Origin of the sequence: Dyella sp. (genome assembly GCF_051954575.1) — a bacterium.
GTDB lineage: Bacteria > Pseudomonadota > Gammaproteobacteria > Xanthomonadales > Rhodanobacteraceae > Dyella_B.
Window position 1 is genome coordinate 1 of the sequence record NZ_JBQCHP010000076.1, and the last position, 17622, is coordinate 17622.

The 17622-nt window shown below is 63.9% G+C and carries 17 protein-coding genes; 4 read left to right on the forward strand and 13 right to left on the reverse strand.

Annotation, left to right across the window (positions count from 1 at the left end; all coding sequences use genetic code 11):
* Positions 1-260 precede the first annotated feature (260 nt).
* The 4 genes from ACTHNE_RS10385 to ACTHNE_RS10400 form a co-directional block, all read right to left on the reverse strand.
* The gene (locus ACTHNE_RS10385) at positions 261-1433 is read right to left on the reverse strand and encodes a class I SAM-dependent rRNA methyltransferase (protein WP_440269210.1); all 1173 of its coding nucleotides are present in this window, start codon (positions 1431-1433) and stop codon (positions 261-263) included.
* Between the two features lie 117 nt (positions 1434-1550).
* Positions 1551-1982: a hypothetical protein gene (locus ACTHNE_RS10390; RefSeq protein ID WP_440269211.1), complete on the reverse strand. Its 432-nt coding sequence runs from the start codon at positions 1980-1982 to the stop codon at positions 1551-1553.
* Positions 1983-2007: 25 nt separating this feature from the next.
* Positions 2008-2955 carry a serine/threonine protein kinase gene (locus tag ACTHNE_RS10395; protein WP_324947868.1) on the reverse strand — a complete coding sequence of 316 codons (948 nt, stop codon included), beginning with the start codon at positions 2953-2955 and terminating at the stop codon, positions 2008-2010.
* Between the two features lie 3 nt (positions 2956-2958).
* A complete protein-coding gene (locus tag ACTHNE_RS10400) occupies positions 2959-3399 on the reverse strand; it encodes a hotdog fold thioesterase (RefSeq protein WP_440269212.1) in 441 nt (146 codons plus the stop codon).
* A 57-nt stretch (positions 3400-3456) separates the two neighbouring features.
* Between ACTHNE_RS10400 and ACTHNE_RS10405 the strand changes: the two genes are divergently transcribed.
* Positions 3457-4548, forward strand: coding sequence for a 2Fe-2S iron-sulfur cluster-binding protein (locus tag ACTHNE_RS10405; RefSeq protein WP_414649785.1), 1092 nt, complete (start codon positions 3457-3459; stop codon positions 4546-4548).
* 71 nt (positions 4549-4619) lie between these two features.
* Here ACTHNE_RS10405 and ACTHNE_RS10410 read toward each other — a convergent pair whose 3' ends face one another.
* The 3 genes from ACTHNE_RS10410 to ACTHNE_RS10420 all read right to left on the reverse strand — a co-directional run bounded on the left by ACTHNE_RS10410 (position 4620) and on the right by ACTHNE_RS10420 (position 6064).
* The gene (locus tag ACTHNE_RS10410) at positions 4620-5063 is read right to left on the reverse strand and encodes a rhodanese-like domain-containing protein (protein WP_324947861.1); all 444 of its coding nucleotides are present in this window, start codon (positions 5061-5063) and stop codon (positions 4620-4622) included.
* 84 nt (positions 5064-5147) lie between these two features.
* Positions 5148-5558, reverse strand: a complete 411-nt coding sequence (locus ACTHNE_RS10415) for a hypothetical protein (protein ID WP_324947859.1) — start codon at positions 5556-5558, stop codon at positions 5148-5150.
* Positions 5559-5581: 23 nt separating this feature from the next.
* Positions 5582-6064: a YiiD C-terminal domain-containing protein gene (locus ACTHNE_RS10420; protein WP_324947857.1), complete on the reverse strand. Its 483-nt coding sequence runs from the start codon at positions 6062-6064 to the stop codon at positions 5582-5584.
* A gap of 245 nt (positions 6065-6309) precedes the next feature.
* Here ACTHNE_RS10420 and ACTHNE_RS10425 point away from each other — a divergent pair, with 245 nt between their 5' ends.
* Genes ACTHNE_RS10425 through ACTHNE_RS10435 form a run of 3 tightly spaced genes read left to right on the forward strand, consistent with a single transcriptional unit; the run spans position 6310 to position 9536 of the window.
* Entirely contained in the window at positions 6310-7155 is an 846-nt protein-coding gene (locus ACTHNE_RS10425; RefSeq protein ID WP_324947855.1) for a uroporphyrinogen-III synthase, read from the forward strand.
* Between the two features lie 9 nt (positions 7156-7164).
* The gene (locus ACTHNE_RS10430; protein ID WP_440269213.1) at positions 7165-8280 is read left to right on the forward strand and encodes a uroporphyrinogen-III C-methyltransferase; all 1116 of its coding nucleotides are present in this window, start codon (positions 7165-7167) and stop codon (positions 8278-8280) included.
* Positions 8277-9536, forward strand: coding sequence for a heme biosynthesis protein HemY (locus tag ACTHNE_RS10435; RefSeq protein ID WP_324947852.1), 1260 nt, complete (start codon positions 8277-8279; stop codon positions 9534-9536). The genes ACTHNE_RS10430 and ACTHNE_RS10435 overlap by 4 nt, the downstream gene beginning before the upstream one ends.
* A 72-nt stretch (positions 9537-9608) precedes the next feature.
* On the opposite strand, the gene ACTHNE_RS10440 is transcribed toward ACTHNE_RS10435, so the two are convergent.
* The 6 genes from ACTHNE_RS10440 to kdpB all read right to left on the reverse strand — a co-directional run bounded on the left by ACTHNE_RS10440 (position 9609) and on the right by kdpB (position 17596).
* Positions 9609-10301, reverse strand: coding sequence for a response regulator (locus ACTHNE_RS10440; RefSeq protein ID WP_324947850.1), 693 nt, complete (start codon positions 10299-10301; stop codon positions 9609-9611).
* A 253-nt stretch (positions 10302-10554) separates the two neighbouring features.
* The gene (locus tag ACTHNE_RS10445) at positions 10555-13221 is read right to left on the reverse strand and encodes an ATP-binding protein (protein WP_440269214.1); all 2667 of its coding nucleotides are present in this window, start codon (positions 13219-13221) and stop codon (positions 10555-10557) included.
* Between the two features lie 125 nt (positions 13222-13346).
* Positions 13347-13925: a potassium-transporting ATPase subunit KdpC gene (gene kdpC / locus ACTHNE_RS10450; RefSeq protein ID WP_324944930.1), complete on the reverse strand. Its 579-nt coding sequence runs from the start codon at positions 13923-13925 to the stop codon at positions 13347-13349.
* A gap of 36 nt (positions 13926-13961) precedes the next feature.
* Positions 13962-15152, reverse strand: coding sequence for a porin (locus ACTHNE_RS10455; RefSeq protein WP_324944928.1), 1191 nt, complete (start codon positions 15150-15152; stop codon positions 13962-13964).
* Positions 15153-15304: 152 nt separating this feature from the next.
* Positions 15305-15508 carry a hypothetical protein gene (locus ACTHNE_RS10460; protein WP_324944925.1) on the reverse strand — a complete coding sequence of 68 codons (204 nt, stop codon included), beginning with the start codon at positions 15506-15508 and terminating at the stop codon, positions 15305-15307.
* Positions 15509-15523: 15 nt separating this feature from the next.
* Positions 15524-17596 carry a potassium-transporting ATPase subunit KdpB gene (gene kdpB / locus ACTHNE_RS10465; RefSeq protein ID WP_324944922.1) on the reverse strand — a complete coding sequence of 691 codons (2073 nt, stop codon included), beginning with the start codon at positions 17594-17596 and terminating at the stop codon, positions 15524-15526.
* Between the last annotated feature and the right edge of the window lie 26 nt (positions 17597-17622).

A 17622-nucleotide genomic window follows, 5' to 3' on the forward strand; every position in this document is an offset into this window, starting at 1 on the left:
CACTTCATCGACGTGTCGCAGCTCGGTTACGCGCTGACGCTGCGCAATGCGCTGGGGCTGTGGGTGGCGTTCCTGATGCTGGCGTATGTGTTGCTGCTGCTCTGGCGTGTTGCGCAAGGTCGGCAAGTCCGCTTGCAGGAGAACGGCGGCCAGACCGAATGATCGGCGCGGCGGTCCGCAGGTTAGGGTGCGAACCCGAACACCGGTCTGCGTAGACACACAGCCATGTTGGGGTTTACACCCCAACCTACGATTTGCGATCAATCCACGCGGCAGAACACGGCTTTGAGATAGCGGCTCTCCGGCACGTCCGCGCGCACCGGGTGATCTGCACCGGCGCCGCGCACTTCCAGAATCTGGATCTCGCGCCCGGCATTGAGCGCCACACGACGCAGCATTTCCAGGAAATCCCCCTCGCTCACCAGGCCCGTGCAGGAGCAGGTGAGCAAGAGGCCGCCGGGCGGAATCACGTCCAACGCCAGCCGGTTCATCGCGAAGTATTTCTTCAGCGCGTCGATCACCTTGCTGCGATCGCGCGTGAGCTTGGCCGGATCGAGAATCACCGCATCATAGCGTTCGCCACGCTCTGAAGCCTGGCGCAGCCATTCGAAGATGTCGGCTTGTTCGAAGCGGATGCCGAGGTTGTTCGCCGCTGCGTTGGCGCGCGCAATTTCCAGGATGCCCGCGTCCATGTCCACGCCGGTGGCCTCGCGCGCGCCACCGGCCATCGCGTGCACCGCAAAGCCGCCGGCGTTGCAGCACAGATCCAGCACGCGCCGGCCGCGAGCGAGTTCGGCAAAGCGGCGCCGGTTTTCGCGTTGGTCGGCAAAGAAGCCCGTCTTATGTCCGTAACCCGGCGCCGCATGGAAGCGCAGGCCATGTTCGTGCACTTCCACAGGCTGAGGCGCTTCGGCCACGCGGCAGTCGAAGGACTCCTGCTTCTGCACGTGCGTTTCGGCGAACCAGTACAGGCGCGAGCCCGGAAACTGGCGCAGCAGCGCGGCATGGATGGCGTCGCGGAACTTCCACATGCCGGCGGCGAAATATTCCACCACCAGGATGTCGGCATAGCGGTCCACGATCAGCCCGGACAGCCCATCGCCTTCGCTGTGCACCACGCGCCAGGCATCGGTGACGGCATCGAGCTGCAGCAACCCGCGCCGCAGCGCCACGGCGCGGTCGATCCGCGCGGCGATCCATGCGGCGTCGATCGATTCGCTCGGGTCCGCGGCCAGCAGGCGCAAGGCGATGCGCGCATGTCCGTTCCAGAAGCCGCGCCCTACAAAGCGATCCTTGGCATCGACTACGTCCACCACGCTACCGGGCGGTATCCGCGCCTCCGGCTTGTGCACCTGCGCCGACCACACCCACGGGTGGCCGGGTGTGCGGTCGGATTTGAGGCGGATGATGGGACGCGAGGCAGGAAGATTCATCCGCCAATGATAGCGGTTTGGGACGGTGGCGTAGGTTGGGGTGCAAACCCCAACATCACAAACCATCCATGCACCGCGACGTTGAGGTTTTCACCCCAGCCTACGAACCGCGGGTCTTCAACGCAGCTTGAGAACCAACCACGACAGCAGCGCCAGCAGGTTGATGCCCAGGTACGACACCGATGGTCCGCCGAAGGCGAGGTTGAAGCCCTGGCTGGCGAAGCGCCAGGTGACTTCCGGATGCAGGTGAATCGTGGTGAACACGTTGATGAAGGCGCCGCAGAACAATCCGTAACTGAAAATAGGCGTGCCGATCAGCGGCAACTGCAGCAGCTGCGCAATGCTGGAAAGACGAATGCCGCGCTCGCTGTTTTCCAGCAGTAATACGCCGGCGACCAGCACAAACGCATAGAGCGCAAAGGCGATCAGCTGGATCACCGCGGTATGCAGCGGGCCGGACGCGAGCAGGTGCGGCAATTCGATGGCCACGCCGTAGAAACCACCGGCCACTTCCAGGATACCGATCAGGCGAAACAGAATCTGACGCATGCAACACCCCAAGGAAAAAAACGAATTATTCGAGTTCGTCCGCCTGCTCGTGCAGGTCGGTTATATGTTGTTCCCACCAGCGCACTTCGGCCGCGAACGGGAACGCCGCCGGAAACGCCGGATCGTTCCAGCGCGTGGCGATCCAGCCCGCATAATGCACTTGCCGCATCGCTCGCAGCGCGGGAATCAGGACCAGTTCCGCGTGATCGAAGTCACGCATGGAAGCATAGCCTTCCAGCAAGGCCTCCATCGCGCGCTCGTCGTGGGCCAGCATCCATAGATCCTGCACCGCCGGCCCCGTGCGCGCATCGTCGAGATCGACGAAATGCGGGCCGGCATCGGTCCACAATACGTTGCCCGGATGGCAATCGCCATGCAGGCGCAGCCTGCGGATCGGGCCGATGCTTTCGAAGCGCGCCGCCACCCGCTCATCCACGCGTTCGACCGCGTGGCGATAGCGTTCGCGCAACGCCGAAGGCAGCAGCGAAGAAGCCATCACCGCCTGCATGGGCTGCGTGATCAGCGTGTTGCGATCGACATGGCCGCGATAGGCGAACGAGGCACGCGCGCCTACGCCATGCATGCGCGCGATCAAACGGCCGAGCCATTCCAGTTGATCGGCCGATTCCAGCGACGGCGCACGGCCGCCATGCCGCGGCGAGAGCGCGTAGCGAAAACCGTCGTGATGCAGCAGCGTACGGTCCGCGAAACGCAACGGCGCCACCACCGGCAATTCCGCATCGGCCAGCTCTTGCGCGAAGGCGTGTTCTTCCAGGATCGCCGCGTCGCTCCATCGACCGGGGCGATAGAACTTCGCGATCACCGGCGAGCCTTCCTCCAGTCCTACCTGCCACACGCGATTTTCATAACTGTTGAGCGCGAGCAGGCGGCCGTCCGGCCACAAGCCGCAGGCCGTGACGGCGTCGAGCACGAGATCGGGGGTGAGGCGAGCGTAAGGCGTCTCGTTGGACATGTCTCAGCGCGAGCCCACCGCCGTCGCCGGCACCACCGCCATGGTGAGACGCGAGATGCACACCAGCTTGCCGGCTTCGTCCTCGATGCGGATTTCCCACACCTGGGTCGACCGCCCCAGGTGCAGCGGGCGCGCCGTGCCGGTCACCGTGCCGCTGGTGACGCCACGCACGTGGTTGGCGTTGATGTCCAGGCCGACGGCGCGCTCCTTTGCCGGATCGAGCGTGAGCATCGCCGCGCTGCTGCCGAGGGTTTCGGCCAGGGCCACCGAGGCGCCGCCATGCAGCAGTCCGTAAGGCTGGTGCGTGCGGTGATCCACCGGCATCGTGCCTTGCAGCCAGTCCTCGCCGATGGCGGTCACGCGGATGCCCAGCGCCTCCATCAAGGTATTGCGGGTCCAGCCGTCGAGGCGTTCGAGGTCGGTGTCCTGTTTCCAGATGCTCATGCGTGTTGATATCGCGAGGGAAGCCCGCATTGTCCGCCGACCACCCCAGCGGCGACAATGCAGGATCGCCCAGGCCACGCTCACTTGTTTACTGTCACCCTCACCACCTCTGGCCGCCGTTTCGACGTCCAGCCCGGCGAAACCGTGCTGGAAGCGGCGCAGCGCGCGGGTATCGCCTTGCCGTATTCCTGCCGCGCCGGCGTGTGCGGCAGCTGCAAGGCCACGCTCATCCAGGGCCGGTGCGAGTATCCGCGCAATCCTCCCACTGCGCTGGACGTGCACGACCGCGTGCAGCACGCGGTGCTGCTGTGCCAGGCGGTGCCCGCCAGCGACCTGGTGGTGCAGGCGCGCGAAGTCACCTCGGTCGAAGACATCGCGCGGCGCCAGTTGAACGTGCGGGTGAGCCGCAAATGGCAGCTTGCGCCCGATGTGATCGGCCTGCACCTTGCGCCCGCGCCGGGCGAATTGCGCTTGAACTGGCTGCCGGGCCAATACCTGGACGTGCTGCTGGATGAAGGCCGCCGCCGTCCGTTCTCCATCGCCAACGGGCCGCAGGCCGATGGCGTGATCGAGATGCACGTGCGTCACGTTGCCGGCGGCGGTTTCACTTCGTGGGTGAGCGATACGCTGAAGGAGGGTGACGTGCTGCGCGTCGAAGGCCCGCTTGGCACCTTCGTGCCGCGCGAGGATTCGGAGCGGCCGATGATCTTCATGGCCGGCGGCACCGGTTTCGCACCGGTGAAGGCCATCCTCGAGCATTTCCTGGCGCTCGGCACGCGCCGCCCGATTGCTCTGTACTGGGGCGCCCGGCATGCGGCGGATCTCTATCTGCGCGCACTGGCCGAGCAGTGGGCAGCCGCCTCGCCGGCGCTGCGTTTCCACGCGGTGCTTTCCGATGCGGAGCAGGCGCGCTCGGCCGGCCTGCGCGAAGGCCTGGTGCACGAAGCGGTGCTGGACGATCACCCGGATCTTTCCGGCCACGACGTCTATATGAGCGGACCGCCGGCGATGATCGATGCCGGGCGCAAGCTGTTCGTCGACGCCGGCCTGCCGGAGGATCGGCTGTATTTCGATTCGTTCGACTATGCGCCGGATGTGCTGGCGCAGATCCTGGCTGGCCGCGCCGGCATCGTCGAAGAGGCTTCGTAGGTTGGGGTGCAAATCCCAACCTCGCCATATCGATCGGGAGAAAAGCGTTGGGGTTCGCACCCCAACCTACGTCAGTTCTTGCCTTTGGCCACCGGCAATTGCGCTTGCTGCCACGCCAGCACGCCTCCGCCCAGCGTATAGACGCGCGTGAAGCCGGCCTTGATCAGGCGCTGCGCGGCCTTGTCGGTGGTGCGGCCGTCCTTGTCCATCACCACCACCGGCAGCTCGCGCGCCTTGGCCAGATCCTTGTGTTCCGGATCGAACTGGCTCATGGCCACATGCTTGGCGCCGGGCACGTGCATTTTTTCGAAATCGGCGATGGCCGAAAGATCGATCAGCAGCGGGCTGTCGCGATTGATCAGCTGGGTCAGTCCGGCCGGCGTCAGCTCGGTGTATTTGCGCAGCAGCACCATGATCTGCGTGACGATCAGCGCGAGCACCAGCACCACGAACAGCAGGGACAGCGCGAGATGGTTGCCCACGAACTGGGGCAGCTTGTGAAGGAAATCGTTCATGGTGCCACCGGGCGCAAGGGTAGTGAGGTAAATCGGGAATTATAGGGGAAGTAGGAAAAGCTGCGGCCTAAGCTGCCTTCCATCCTATTGATTGAGATCCGGTATGCCGGTCTCCAGCCACCATTTGCCCTTTTCCGGGTCGTAGCGCCACACCTGCCGATCGACGATGGTGCGTACCGACTGCGTATGCAGGTTGGTCAAGCTGATGCGCACGTTCTGGCGCACTTCGTTTTCACCCGAGGCCACCGGGCCATTGCCGTCGTCGTAGTCGTTCACCTGCACCTGCTTGAAGCGTTCCCGGTCCAGGTCGGTGATCGGATGCGCATCGCGCACCTTGGGGTCGACGAATTGTTCGGCCGCTTCGAAACCGTCCCAACGCACCGCGTTCGCGTAGGCGATCATGGTGTGGGCGAGCGCGTCATTGCGCCGGTCGGTGGCGCAGCCGGACAACAGCAGCAGGGTCAACAGCAGGATCGGACCGACAATACGGCGCATGGAATTTCCCCTTCGGAGTTGGCTTATTCTGCCGCAGCCACGCGGCGCTTAGCCACGAACTGCGCCTCAAGCGTGGCCGCCGGCTTGCCGTTCTCCCCGGGCACCTGGCAGCGCACCGCGATGCGTGCGCGGTTGCGGGCGGACAGGGTGCTGAAGAAGGTTGCCCAATCCGCACCTTCGGCCAGCCGCGCCTCGGCCTGGAAATCGCTCCATACCGGCTCGAGGTAGCGCACGGTGGATTCGCCCACGTACACATCGCAATCTTCGCCGCGCTGGCGCAGCGCCAGCTCCACCACGCCCCAGCCGGCCAGCGTCATCAGGCTGGTGAGGCTGCCGCCGAAGGCGCAGCCCTTGTCATTCACGTTTGGCGCCAACGGGCAACCGAGCACCAGGCTGTCGCCGTCGTAGCGGCCCAGTTCGATGCCCATCGTGTGCGCAAGCGGAATGCTTGCTTGAATGAAATTCACCAGGGCCTGGGCGGACGCGTGCGGATCGAACTTCTGCATGGGACGGCGGAGACTTAAGAGGGGGCGACAGTGTAGAGGCTACACTTGGGATATATGGGTTCCTTATCTTGCTGGGAAGTGGGGTATCCAGTTTGCGACCAAACGTGTTCCTGGTCAGCGTCGAACCTCAGCAGCGAACGCTTGCTTGCTCCCTCCCCTACTTCGCAGGGGAGGGAACAGATGGCGGCGAGTTGCGCGATTCGGCGCTGATCGGGGCTTGTTCCTCTATTCCAGGTATCGAGTCGATGGCGCACGAAACTCCGGTGCATCGTGGCAAGCGCAATTCCTCTATCCCAAGCGAAGAGGGCGCAACGCTGGCCGGCTGCACCGTCGTCATCACCCGCCCTGTCGGTACCGGCACGCCGCTGGCCAAAAAAGTGCGCGCCCTGGGCGGCACGCCACTGCTGCTGCCCGGTTTTTCCCTGCGCGGCAGTTCCGACGCATCACACGCACGCGCGCAATGGCAGGAAGCGCAGGACGACGACGTGCTGATCTTCACCAGCCCCGCCGCGGTCCGCCATGCGTTCGCGCTCGCGCCGTTGAAAAAGACGCACGGCGATGTCGTCGCCGTAGGGCAGGGCACGGCGCGTGCCTTGCAGCGGCACGGTATCCACGCACAAGTGCCTGCGTCGCGGCAGGACAGCGAAGGCATGCTGGCGCTGCCGTCCCTGCACCATCCGGCGGGTCGGCGTGTCGCCCTGATCACCGCGCCGGGTGGCCGCGGCCTGATGCAGCAGCAACTTGCCGAACGCGGTGCGATCCTGCGCGAGGTCCACGTGTACGAACGCACCGCGCCTCGCCTCAGCCGGCGCCACGCGGAGGCGTTGTTGCAGATGTCGCCCGGAGCCTGCGTGCTGCTTTCCAGCATCGAGGCGCTGCAGCATCTCAAGCAGCAATTGCCTGTCACGGCATGGGAACGGTTGCGCCAGGCCACCGCCGTGGTGAGCAGCGAGCGGATCGAGACCGCCGCCCGCATGGCCGGCTTCGCGCGCATCCATCGCGCATCCTCGGCCAACCAGGGCGATCTGCTGGCGGGCGCCTGCGCCGTTCGTTCACGGTCATCCCACGATCGCGGCGCCACGGGCTGCTAGCATGCGCGCATGAGCCAGGACGATCTCACCTCCGACGTACGTACCACACCCGGCATGGGCACGCCTCCCGACCCCGCGCGCAGCCACCGGCCCGCGCCGCCTGCACGTCCCGGCGGCGGCACGCTGGCGTTGGCGTTATTGCTGGCCCTGATCGCGATCATCGGCGTGGGCTACGTCGCCTGGCGCCAGTGGCAGCTGTTGCACATCAACGCGCAGGCGCTGCGCACCACCGCGGCGCTGGAAGAACGCACCAATACGCTGGAGCGCACGCTGTCGACCACCACCAGCCAGGGCAACCTGGTGCTGCAGCGCTTGAACGATGCCGACCAGGTCAACCGTTCGCTGCGCGAGGAACTGCTGTCGCAGGACCAGCGCGTGCGCGATCTGGAGGAAGCGGTCGGCAAGCTGTCGGAAAAAACGCTCTCCGGCCAGGATGCCATGCGCCTGGACGAAACCGAATCGCTGCTGCGCATGGGCACCGAACGCTACACGCTGTTCCACGATGCGCAAGGCGCGGCGCAGGCGTTTGCGCTGGCCGGGCAAACCCTGGCCGGCGTCAACGACAATGCCTTCAAGGGTGTGCAGCAAAGTATCGAAGCGGAGCACGAGGCGCTGGCCAAGAGCCAATCGACCGATCCCGCGCCGCTGCTCGACAGCGTGATGCAGTTGCGCAACGAGCTGCCCACTCTTCCGCTGCGGCCACTGGACGAACCCACTGCACAGGAAAACACCGGCGTGTGGGCGCGCATCTGGCACGCATTGCGGAATGTGGTGCAGATCCGGCGCGACAATGGCGCACCGGTGGACATCGCCGATGCGCACATCGCGCGCGAGCTGGTGGCGCTGGATCTTGCGCAGGCGCAGGCCGGATTGCTGGCGTGGGATAGCGACGCCGCCGCCACCGCGCTGAAGCGCGCCGATGCAGGCCTGGCCGCACAGTTCGACATGCAGTCGCCCCCCGTGCAGCAGGCGCATCAGCGCATCGCCACGCTGCTTGGCCAGCTCAAGCCCGGCGCGCCGGTGAAGCTCGGCGCCGCATTGAGCGAGCTGCGCAATCTGCGCGCCGTGCATGCGCTCAAGCCCAATGCGGAAAACACCGCGCCCGCGAACGGTGCCAAGCCATGAAGCTGTGGCGCTGGATCCTGGCGCTGGTGATCGTCGCCGCGCTGGCCGCGTTCGGCTGGCATTGGGTGGCCGAAGATCCCGGCTATGTGCTGATCCGCTTCCGCGGCGTCAACGTGCAGACCAGCCTGCTGGCCGCGGTGTTGATCCTGTTGGTGATCTGGGCTTTGTTGGGCGTGCTATGGCGCGCCGTGCGCTGGCCGTTCGGCGCCTTCTCGCGCCGGCATCGCCGCGTGAGCCGGCAGCGTCTTGCCGATGGCCTGGTCGCCTTGATGGAGGGCCGCCACGGCGATGCCGAGCGCGATCTGCATCGCGCCTCGCGCCTGGATACCTTGCGCGGCCCGGCCTTGCTTGCGGCTGCGGAAGCCGCGTCGCGCCGCGGCGAACATGCGCGTGCGCTCGAAGCGTTGAACCAGGCCGCGCAAGTCGCGCCGCGTGCCGCGCGCGTGTTGCGTGCACGCGTCCTGCGCCGCGACGGCAAGCCGGCCGAAGCCCTCGCCCTGCTCACCCCGGAAGGCGACAGCGGTAATTTGAGTCCCGGCGGCTGGCGCGAACTGGTGTTGGCTGCCTTGGCGGCAGGCGATACGCGCCGCGCGCGCAATGCGCTCGAACCGTTGCAGAAAAGCGGCGTGATGAGTGCACGTGCGTACGCGTCGCTGGAAACGCTGGTGCTGGTCGCCAGCATCCAGGCCACCGGCGATGGCGCCGTGCTCAACACCTTGTGGTCGCAACTGCCCAAGGCGCAGCGTCGCGCGCCGGCAGTGATCGATGCCTACGCGCGCAAGGCCGCAAGCTACGGCCTGGTGCTGCCGGCGATGGATGAAGTGGAATCCGCGCTGCGCCGCGAATGGTCACCGCAACTGGTGGAAACCTACGGCCTGCTCGCGGGTGACGATCTGGACGCACGCATGCGCCGCGCCGAAGCGTGGCTCGATGCCCATCCCAACGATCCCAGCCTGCTGCTTACGCTGGGACGCATGTGCGCGCGGCTCGGTCTTTGGGCCAAGGCGCGGCAGTATCTGGAACGCTCGCTTGCGCTGGTTCCCAGCACCGGTGGATGGGAAGCGCTGGGCGACGTCTACACCGGGCTGGGCGACGCCGCGCTGGCGCAGCGTTGCTATCGCAACGCCATCGCCATGGTGCGTGGCGAGGTTACGCAGCCGCTGCCCGAGAATCCCGTCGTCGGCGGAAAGCTGGACACGCGACCGATCGCGATCGAAGAACGCGACGTGCACGGCGTACCGCGGTTGAAGGAGTGACCGTAGGTTGGGGTGCAAACCCCAACCTCGCCATCTTCATGGACATGGCAGCGTTGGGGTTTGCACCCCAACCTACCCATTTGCCAAAAACCGATACCCCACGCCCGGCTCCGTCTTCAACCATCGCGGCGCCGCCGGATCATCCCCCAGCTTCTGCCGCAACTTGCCCAGCACGATGCGCAAATAATGCGCGTCCTGCACATGCGTGCCACCCCACACTTCACGCAACAACTGCTGCTGGGTCACCACGCGTCCGGCGTGACGAACGAGCATGGCGAGCACGGCGTATTCCTTGCGGGTGAGCGCGAGCGGTTCGCCGTCGAGCGTGACTTCGCGCAGGCCCAAGTCGACGTGCAGGCGCTCGTCTTGGTAGCGCGGCGGCGCTTCCGCCTGGGTGGCGCGATGGCGCAGCAAGGCGCGCAGGCGCGCCATCAGTTCCTGGATGCCGAACGGCTTGGTCATGTAGTCGTTGGCGCCGGCATCCAGCGCTTTGACTTTTTCCCGTTCCGCATCGCGCACGGACAGCATCAGCACCGGCACCTGCGTCCATTGCCGCAGTTCGGCCAGCACTTCGTGGCCCTCGCGATCGGGTAGACCGATATCCAGGATCACCATATCCGGATTGCGCGTGGCCGCCAGCGCCAGGCCTTCGGCGGCATTCGCGGCGAGCAGCACCGCGTAGCCTTCCGCGCGCAAACCGATGTCGAGGAACTTGCGGATCTGCGCCTCGTCATCGATGACCAGCACGCAAGGGGATGCACTCATGGCAAGGGATGCTCAGATTCATTCTGCGTGGGTGTCACCGGCTCTGTCCGTTAGCAGACCACAGGACCATCGGCGAAGGCAGACTGGCCGTCTGTCGAGACGATGGGCCGAAGGGATGCGGACGGACAGAGCCGGCCCGAAGGGTGGTGTCCAGACGGCCCGCAGGGTATGTTGCGCGCCGCAGGGCCGACTGGCCGTCTGTTCAAGCCGCGCGACGCAACACACCCTGCGGGCCTTCTGGACATCATGCCACCTACGCAGAATGAATTTGAGCATCCCCTGGCAGGGGAAGGCTGATGCGAATGGTGGTACCAACACCATCGCCCGGCAAGGCTTCCACGCTGCCGCCGTGCGCGCCGATCATGCCGCGGCAGATCGCCAGCCCAAGTCCGGTGCCTTGCGGCGCGCGGTCGCCGCGCGCCACCGAATAGAACATGTCGAAGATGCGCGCGCGCTCATCTTCGGGAATGCCGGGGCCGCGGTCGACCACGTCGATGAACAGTCGATCACCCGCCACGCGCACCACCACGCGCACCGGTTCGCCGGGCGGCGAAAAGCGCGCGGCATTTTCCAGGATGTTGAACAGCGCCTGCTCGATCAGCGCCGGGTGCACGAACAGCAGCACGGTTTCGTCCGGCAATGCGCTATCCACGCGCAACTCCGGAAACAGCTTGCGCATGCGCGTGATGGCCGAGGCGACGATTTCCGCGACATCGGTCCAGTCACGGTTGAGCTTCAACGTGCCGTGACCAAGTCGTGTCATGTCCAGCAGATTCTGGATGTAGCGGTCCAGGCGCTGACCTTCGCCAAGAATCGCCTCGAGCAATTCCTTGCGCTCGCTGGCAGGCAAATGGTCTCCATAGCTGGACAGCGTGCCGGCCGAACCGATCATCGATGCCAGCGGCGAGCGCAGATCGTGCGACACGGAGGAGAGCAAGGCATTGCGCAAACGCTCGGTTTCGCCCTGTACGCGCGCGCCTTCCAGTTCGGCCGCGAGCCGAGCGCGTTCCAGCGCCTGGCCGATATCCTGCACCATCGCCAGGGCCAGGCTGCGCCGCTCGGTATCCGGTGGGGCGCCACTTTCGAAGCGCAGCGCGGCCACGCCAAGGTGGTGATCGTCGGTGCCCAGCGGCAACATCCAGCAGCGCGCTGCGTTAAGCGTGTCGGTGAATCGGCCGGCGGGCTCGGTGTGTTGCTCGCACCACTCTGCAGCAGCGAGATCCTGGGTGGTCAGGCTGAGCGTGCGCGAACTGTTGGCGGCGATCTGCAGGCGGTGCTCCATGTCGCGCGCCAGCATGGCTACTTCACAGCGCAGCGAGCGTGCCAGGGCGGCGGCGCCTACGTCGCGTATGCCGCCTGCATCTGTGCTCGCGGAAAGCCGTTGACCCAAGGTGAGCAATGCATGCGAGTAATCGTGCGCGGCGCGCAGCGATTCCACTTGGCTGGCCAACCGTGTCGCCAGACGGCTGCAGATCAGCGCCGCGGCAAAAAAGAGCGTAACGGCCAATACGTCGTCGGAGTTGGCGATGACCAGAGTGTAGCGCGGCGGCGCAAAGAAAAAGTTGTAACCAAGAAAGCACAGCGTGGCCGTGTAGACCGCTACCGTCATGCGCGTACGCACGGCAACGGCCATCACCGCGGTAAGAAAGATCAGTGCGAGATTGGCAACGGACAAATACCGATCGGCGATGAAGGACAGGCCGATGGCGATCGCGGTGACGACGGTGGCGAAGATGTATTCGTCGCGACGCCCGTACATCGGCATCAGGCGCAGACGTTTGCGAGAGCGCACGCGTTCGGCCGGTGTGGCGATAATGGTTAGCTCCAGATGCGCGCCGCGGCGTAGCAATTGCTGCGTCAGCGACCGGCCAAGCATGCGCGCGACAAGACGCTCGCGCGTGCGGCCGAGGATGATCTGGCCGACGCCTTCACGATCGGCATGCACCAGAAGTTCATCGGCCACCGCGTGGCCATGGAGCACAGTGACGTCACCGCCAAGCCGGCGCGCCAGGCGCATCGCCGTATCGATGCGTTCGCGGCGTGTTTCGTCCAGCGTGGCACCGGTATCGACGAATACCACTGTCCACGGTGCGCCACGGCGTTCGGCAATTCGGCGCGCCACGCGCACCAGGTATTCGCTCTGCGCGTAGCCGTCGATCGCCGCCATCACGCGCCGACGCACCGGCATCTTGCCGCCACGCGCCAGCATGTGTTCGCGCAGGTCGCTGTCGACGTGACCGGCCACGGTATCCACAGCCAGTTCACGCAGGGCGGCGAGATTGGTCGGCGAAAAGAACGCATCCAGCGCGGCGGCAGCTGTCTCCGGCACGTACACCTTGCCCTGGCGCAGGCGACCGATCAGCTCGCGCGGCGGCAGGTCGACCAGCACGATGTCGCGCGCGCGATCGAGGAAGGCATCCGGTACGGTTTCGCGCACGGTGATGCCAGTGATGCGGCGTACCTGGTCATTGAGGCTTTCCAGGTGTTGCACATTCAGCGCGGTATAGACCTCGATGCCCGCGTCGAGCAACTCGGCGATGTCCTGCCAGCGCCGCTCATGGCGGCTGCCGGGCACGTTGCGATGCGCGAGCTCGTCGACCAGCAGGATGTCAGGCTTGCGTGCCAAAGCGCCATCCACGTCGAACTCGGTGAACTCGCGCCCCTGATAACTCAGCGTAAGGCGCGGCAACACCTCCAGGCCTTCGAGCAGGGCTGCCGTTTCGCTGCGGCCATGCGTCTCCACCAGCCCCACGACGACATCGATACCTTGTCGTTTCAGTTCGCGCGCCGCCGAAAGCATCGCATAGGTCTTGCCGACGCCCGGCGCGGCACCCAGGAAAATCTTCAGGCGGCGATGGCTTTCTTCCTGCACCACATCGAGCAGGGCGTCGGCGCGGGCGTTGCGAGAGGTGTCGGTCATGGTTTCATCTTAGCGCCGCATTCTTCCGTAGGTTGGGTAGAGGCGCAGCCAAAACCCAACGTTGCCATGTCAGGCCACTGCGTTGGGGTTCGCCCCTCGCGAGCCTTGGTGGTTTTTGGCAAACTTCAGCGCGCCTGCAATCCATCCAACGCCAGATTCAAACGCAGCACATTCACCCGCGGCTCCCCCAATACACCCAGCTGCCGCCCTTCGGTGAACTTCACGACCAGCGCCTGCACCTGTTCCACGCGCAAGTGACGCACGCGCGCCACACGTGCAGCCTGGTACTGCGCCGCTGCCGGGCTGATCTCCGGATCGAGTCCGCTGCCCGACGCCGTCACCAGATCCACGGGCACTGGCGCTGTATTGCCCGGATCTGCCTTTTTCAAGGCATCGATGCGCTGCTGTATGGCATCGTGCAGAGCCGGATTGGTAGGCCCCTGGTTAGACCCAGCAGACCCGGTACCGTTGTCGGGTTGCGGCGAGGTGGCCGAAGGGCGGCCCCAGAAATATCCGGGATTGTCGAAGTACTGGCCGATCAGTTCGGAACCGACCGACTTGCCGTTCTTTTCGATCAGACTGCCGTTAGCCTGGTGAGGGAACAGCACCTGGGCTGCGCCAGTGGTGATCAGCGGGTAGGCGATGCCGAGCAGCACCGTCATCAACAACAGCATCACGATGGATTGGCGGATGATTTTCAACATGGCTGCATCTCATTGTGTATCAAGTGGTTGAAGGCTTCAGAACAAAATCCCGGCTTCCAGCATTACCCGAGACTGCGAGTTGTTGTCGAGATTTCTGCCAAACGCATATCCAAGCGTGGTACCGCTAGCTTTCACATAGGAAAGCTCGCCGCGCACGAACAGCATGTTGTATTGATAGGTAGGTGTCAGCGTGAGCGACCACGCCTTGCTGTCCGGGCCAAATAGAAGATTCGGACTGGCATTGGCTGCACTGCCGTTGGAACGAATGTATTCGACGCGGCTGCCCATGCTGAAATGACTGTTGATGGTATAGCTGGCGAGGAGGGCGCCACCCATCGTCGATGCCGAATGAGGAATGCCAAGCTCGGCGCTGGAGGGCACGCGGGTGTATTGCAAATACGGCGTCAGCGTCCACGGTCCAGCCAGGTGCGTATAGATCAGATCGTATATCTCGCTGTTGTTCTGCAGCAAAGGCGTGACAACGCTGACATGCGAGGTTGCACGCGTATTGCCACCACCTGCGAAGCTGAGCGTGTTGTTTTTGTCGAACGCATAAGACAACAAGCCCGTTACCCAGCTGTAACGGTGCGAGTAGAAGCCATCGTTCACCGATAGCGAGGCCGTGAAGGCGCCATGCGTGTAGTTCGCTTGTGCGCCGTTGTTGATATCGTTCTCCTGATTCCACAACAGCCCGCGCTGGATGTTCATGTTCTCGAACGTGAACGTGTATTCGGCACCGAACAGGGTTGGCAACTTGCCAACCATGATGTTGAAGCTGTCGCTCGGTGCATATTTCAAAAACGCTTGCGGTACTGCATCGAAATACCCCGTCGTTTTTCGCGCTGTCAGATAAGGCGTTCCCAATACCGGGATTGAATAAGCGCCTGCCTGAACAAAAAACTGAAATTGACCGGAGGTTTTCTGGATGAATACCTGGCCATTGTCCAGATCGGCCCGAGTGCTTTTGTCGCCGGGAAACGTATGATCCTGGCCGAATGCCAGACCGCTGACGGCACCCGTGACGTACCAGGTGCCGAGCGCGCCTGTATCGAAGCGCATGGGGTTGGGGTTGGCGGTGAGTGGGCCGGTCATGCTCGGTGTGGACATCGATCCTGATGAAGGGGAAGTATTTTCGGTTGTTTGTGCAAGCGCGGCGGTCGACGGCAATAGCGCGAATACCGCTATGGCCAAACGATGCTTACCAAGTGCGCCAAAAAGAGCGTTCATTGCGGTGTTCTCTTCAATTGTTTTTTTCGCCCCGTTTTCTCCGAGTCAGTTGGGCGCGGCCCGGTCGGGTTGTCGCAGAGCTGGATGGAAGACACTGTTGTCCAGCAGGGTCCAGGCAACGCCACGTCATGTTGACGTGCGTCACTCCCCTCTCAAATGCCGGCGTATCCACCCAAGACGTACTCGTCTTCTGTCGACATCGACGTGCCTGGCGCTGGATTGCTGCCATTGTGCGGCTGACCTCGTACCGGCAACTCGATCACCACCTCCCAGTCGGAGTCATTGGACGATACGTGTCGATGCATTTGCGGATGAATCGCATCGAGAAGGGAAAAAGACAGTTTTAAGGTTTGCATGAACGCTACGCCCCCTCAGGCCAAGCCAAACAAGACGAGCAGCATGTCGATGAGCTTGATGCCGATGAAGGGCACGACGATGCCGCCCAAGCCATAGACCAGCAGATTGCGCCGCAGCAACGCACCCGCTCCCAGCGCACGGTACTTGACCCCTTTCAGCGCCAGCGGAATCAGGAAGATGATGATGAGCGCGTTGAAGATCACCGCGGACAAGATGGCACTTTGTGGGGTCGCCAGCTTCATCACATTCAGCGCGTTGAGCGCGGGGTACGTGGTGGCGAAAGCGGCCGGAATGATGGCGAAGTACTTCGCTACGTCGTTGGCAATCGAGAACGTAGTGAGCGAGCCGCGTGTAATCAACATCTGTTTGCCGATCTCCACCACTTCAATCAATTTCGTGGGATTGGAGTCCAGATCCACCATGTTGCCGGCTTCTTTTGCCGCCTGGGTGCCGGTGTTCATGGCAACGGCAACGTCGGCTTGCGCCAGTGCCGGTGCATCGTTGGTGCCATCGCCGCACATTGCCACCAGGCGGCTTTCCGACTGCGCCTGGCGAATCAGTTTGAGCTTGGCTTCCGGTGTGGCTTCGGCAAGGAAGTCATCCACACCCGCCTCGGCGGCAATCGCTGCGGCTGTCAACGGGTTGTCTCCCGTCACCATCACCGTCTTGATGCCCATGCGCCGCAACTCGGCAAAGCGTTCCTTGATGCCGCCTTTGACGATGTCCTTCAGTTCGACCACACCCAGTGCGCGGTCGCCTTCCGTAACGATCAAGGGTGTGGCACCACGGCGTGCAATATCTTCGGCTATGCGTTTCACGGCGGGCGGAAGATGGCTCCCTTGACCATCCAGGTAACGTTCCACGGAATCCAGTGCACCCTTGCGAATGTGGCGCTCTCCGAGGTCGACGCCGCTCATGCGCGTCTGTGCGGAAAACGGCACGAATTGGGCATGCAGCGTTCCCAGTTCGCGTTCGCGCAGGTTGAAGCGTTCCCTGGCCAGTACGACAATGCTGCGGCCCTCGGGTGTTTCATCGGCAAGCGAGGCAAGTTGCGCGACGTCGGCCAAAGTATGCTCTTCAATGCCTGGCGCTGAATGGAAGGCTACGGCCTGGCGGTTGCCGAGCGTGATCGTGCCGGTCTTGTCCAGCAACAGCATATCCACGTCGCCTGCGGCTTCCACCGCGCGGCCGGAGGTCGCAATCACATTCGCGCGAATCATGCGGTCCATGCCGGCAATGCCGATGGCGGAAAGCAGCGCGCCAATGGTTGTGGGAATCAGGCATACCAGCAGCGCAATCAGAACGGTCAGCGTAATGGGATGACCCTTGCCTGCCACCTGCACGCTATAGATGGAGTAAGGAAGCAGCGTGGCGCACGCAAGCAGGAAAATCAGCGTGAATTTGGCCAGCAGGATGGTGAGTGCGATCTCATTGGGCGTCTTGCGGCGTGCAGCGCCTTCCACCATGGCGATCATGCGATCGAGAAAGCTTTCGCCAGGGTTCTGCGTAATCTTCACCACCAGCCAGTCCGACAACACGCGTGTGCCGCCAGTCACTGCGCTGCGGTCGCCACCCGATTCGCGGATCACCGGCGCGGATTCGCCCGTGATCGCACTTTCGTCGACGCTCGCCGCACCCACCACCACTTCACCGTCGCCGGGAATTTGATCGTGCGCTTCCACCAGCACGTGGTGGCCGGAGCGCAGCTCGCTGGACGGTACGAAGGTAATGGACGCATCGCGCCTGGGCTCGGCCAGCTTCTTGGCGATGACATCTTTGCGCGAGCTGCGCAGCGCGGCGGCCTGCGCTTTGCCGCGACCTTCGGCCAAAGCTTCGGCGAAATTCGCGAACAGCAGCGTAAACCACAGCCACAGGCTCACCCAGAAGATGAACGCAGTGGGCGCCTCGCCATGGCCCGCCACGGCTTGCATCCAAAGCAGGGTGGTCAGGATGCTGCACACGAACACCACGAACATCACTGGATTGCGAAATTGCATCCGCGGTGAAAGTTTGCGGAATGCGTCCGCAATGGCCTTCATGATCAATGTGCGGTCGAAGGTGCGGACCGCGTGGGTGTGGGAAGTCATGTTCTCTTGGCTCCGGATTCTTGACG

Bases quoted from the DNA above. Each gene is read 5' to 3' on its own strand.
- ACTHNE_RS10385 (WP_440269210.1), bottom strand. From the start codon at position 1,433: ATGAATCTTCCTGCCTCGCGTCCCATCATCCGCCTCAAATCCGACCGC.
- ACTHNE_RS10390 (WP_440269211.1), bottom strand. From the start codon at position 1,982: ATGCGTCAGATTCTGTTTCGCCTGATCGGTATCCTGGAAGTGGCCGGT.
- ACTHNE_RS10395 (WP_324947868.1), bottom strand. From the start codon at position 2,955: ATGTCCAACGAGACGCCTTACGCTCGCCTCACCCCCGATCTCGTGCTC.
- ACTHNE_RS10400 (WP_440269212.1), bottom strand. From the start codon at position 3,399: ATGAGCATCTGGAAACAGGACACCGACCTCGAACGCCTCGACGGCTGG.
- ACTHNE_RS10405 (WP_414649785.1), top strand. From the start codon at position 3,457: ATGCAGGATCGCCCAGGCCACGCTCACTTGTTTACTGTCACCCTCACC.
- ACTHNE_RS10410 (WP_324947861.1), bottom strand. From the start codon at position 5,063: ATGAACGATTTCCTTCACAAGCTGCCCCAGTTCGTGGGCAACCATCTC.
- ACTHNE_RS10415 (WP_324947859.1), bottom strand. From the start codon at position 5,558: ATGCGCCGTATTGTCGGTCCGATCCTGCTGTTGACCCTGCTGCTGTTG.
- ACTHNE_RS10420 (WP_324947857.1), bottom strand. From the start codon at position 6,064: ATGCAGAAGTTCGATCCGCACGCGTCCGCCCAGGCCCTGGTGAATTTC.
- ACTHNE_RS10425 (WP_324947855.1), top strand. From the start codon at position 6,310: ATGGCGCACGAAACTCCGGTGCATCGTGGCAAGCGCAATTCCTCTATC.
- ACTHNE_RS10430 (WP_440269213.1), top strand. From the start codon at position 7,165: ATGAGCCAGGACGATCTCACCTCCGACGTACGTACCACACCCGGCATG.
- ACTHNE_RS10435 (WP_324947852.1), top strand. From the start codon at position 8,277: ATGAAGCTGTGGCGCTGGATCCTGGCGCTGGTGATCGTCGCCGCGCTG.
- ACTHNE_RS10440 (WP_324947850.1), bottom strand. From the start codon at position 10,301: ATGAGTGCATCCCCTTGCGTGCTGGTCATCGATGACGAGGCGCAGATC.
- ACTHNE_RS10445 (WP_440269214.1), bottom strand. From the start codon at position 13,221: ATGACCGACACCTCTCGCAACGCCCGCGCCGACGCCCTGCTCGATGTG.
- kdpC (WP_324944930.1), bottom strand. From the start codon at position 13,925: ATGTTGAAAATCATCCGCCAATCCATCGTGATGCTGTTGTTGATGACG.
- ACTHNE_RS10455 (WP_324944928.1), bottom strand. From the start codon at position 15,152: ATGAACGCTCTTTTTGGCGCACTTGGTAAGCATCGTTTGGCCATAGCG.
- ACTHNE_RS10460 (WP_324944925.1), bottom strand. From the start codon at position 15,508: ATGCAAACCTTAAAACTGTCTTTTTCCCTTCTCGATGCGATTCATCCG.
- kdpB (WP_324944922.1), bottom strand. From the start codon at position 17,596: ATGACTTCCCACACCCACGCGGTCCGCACCTTCGACCGCACATTGATC.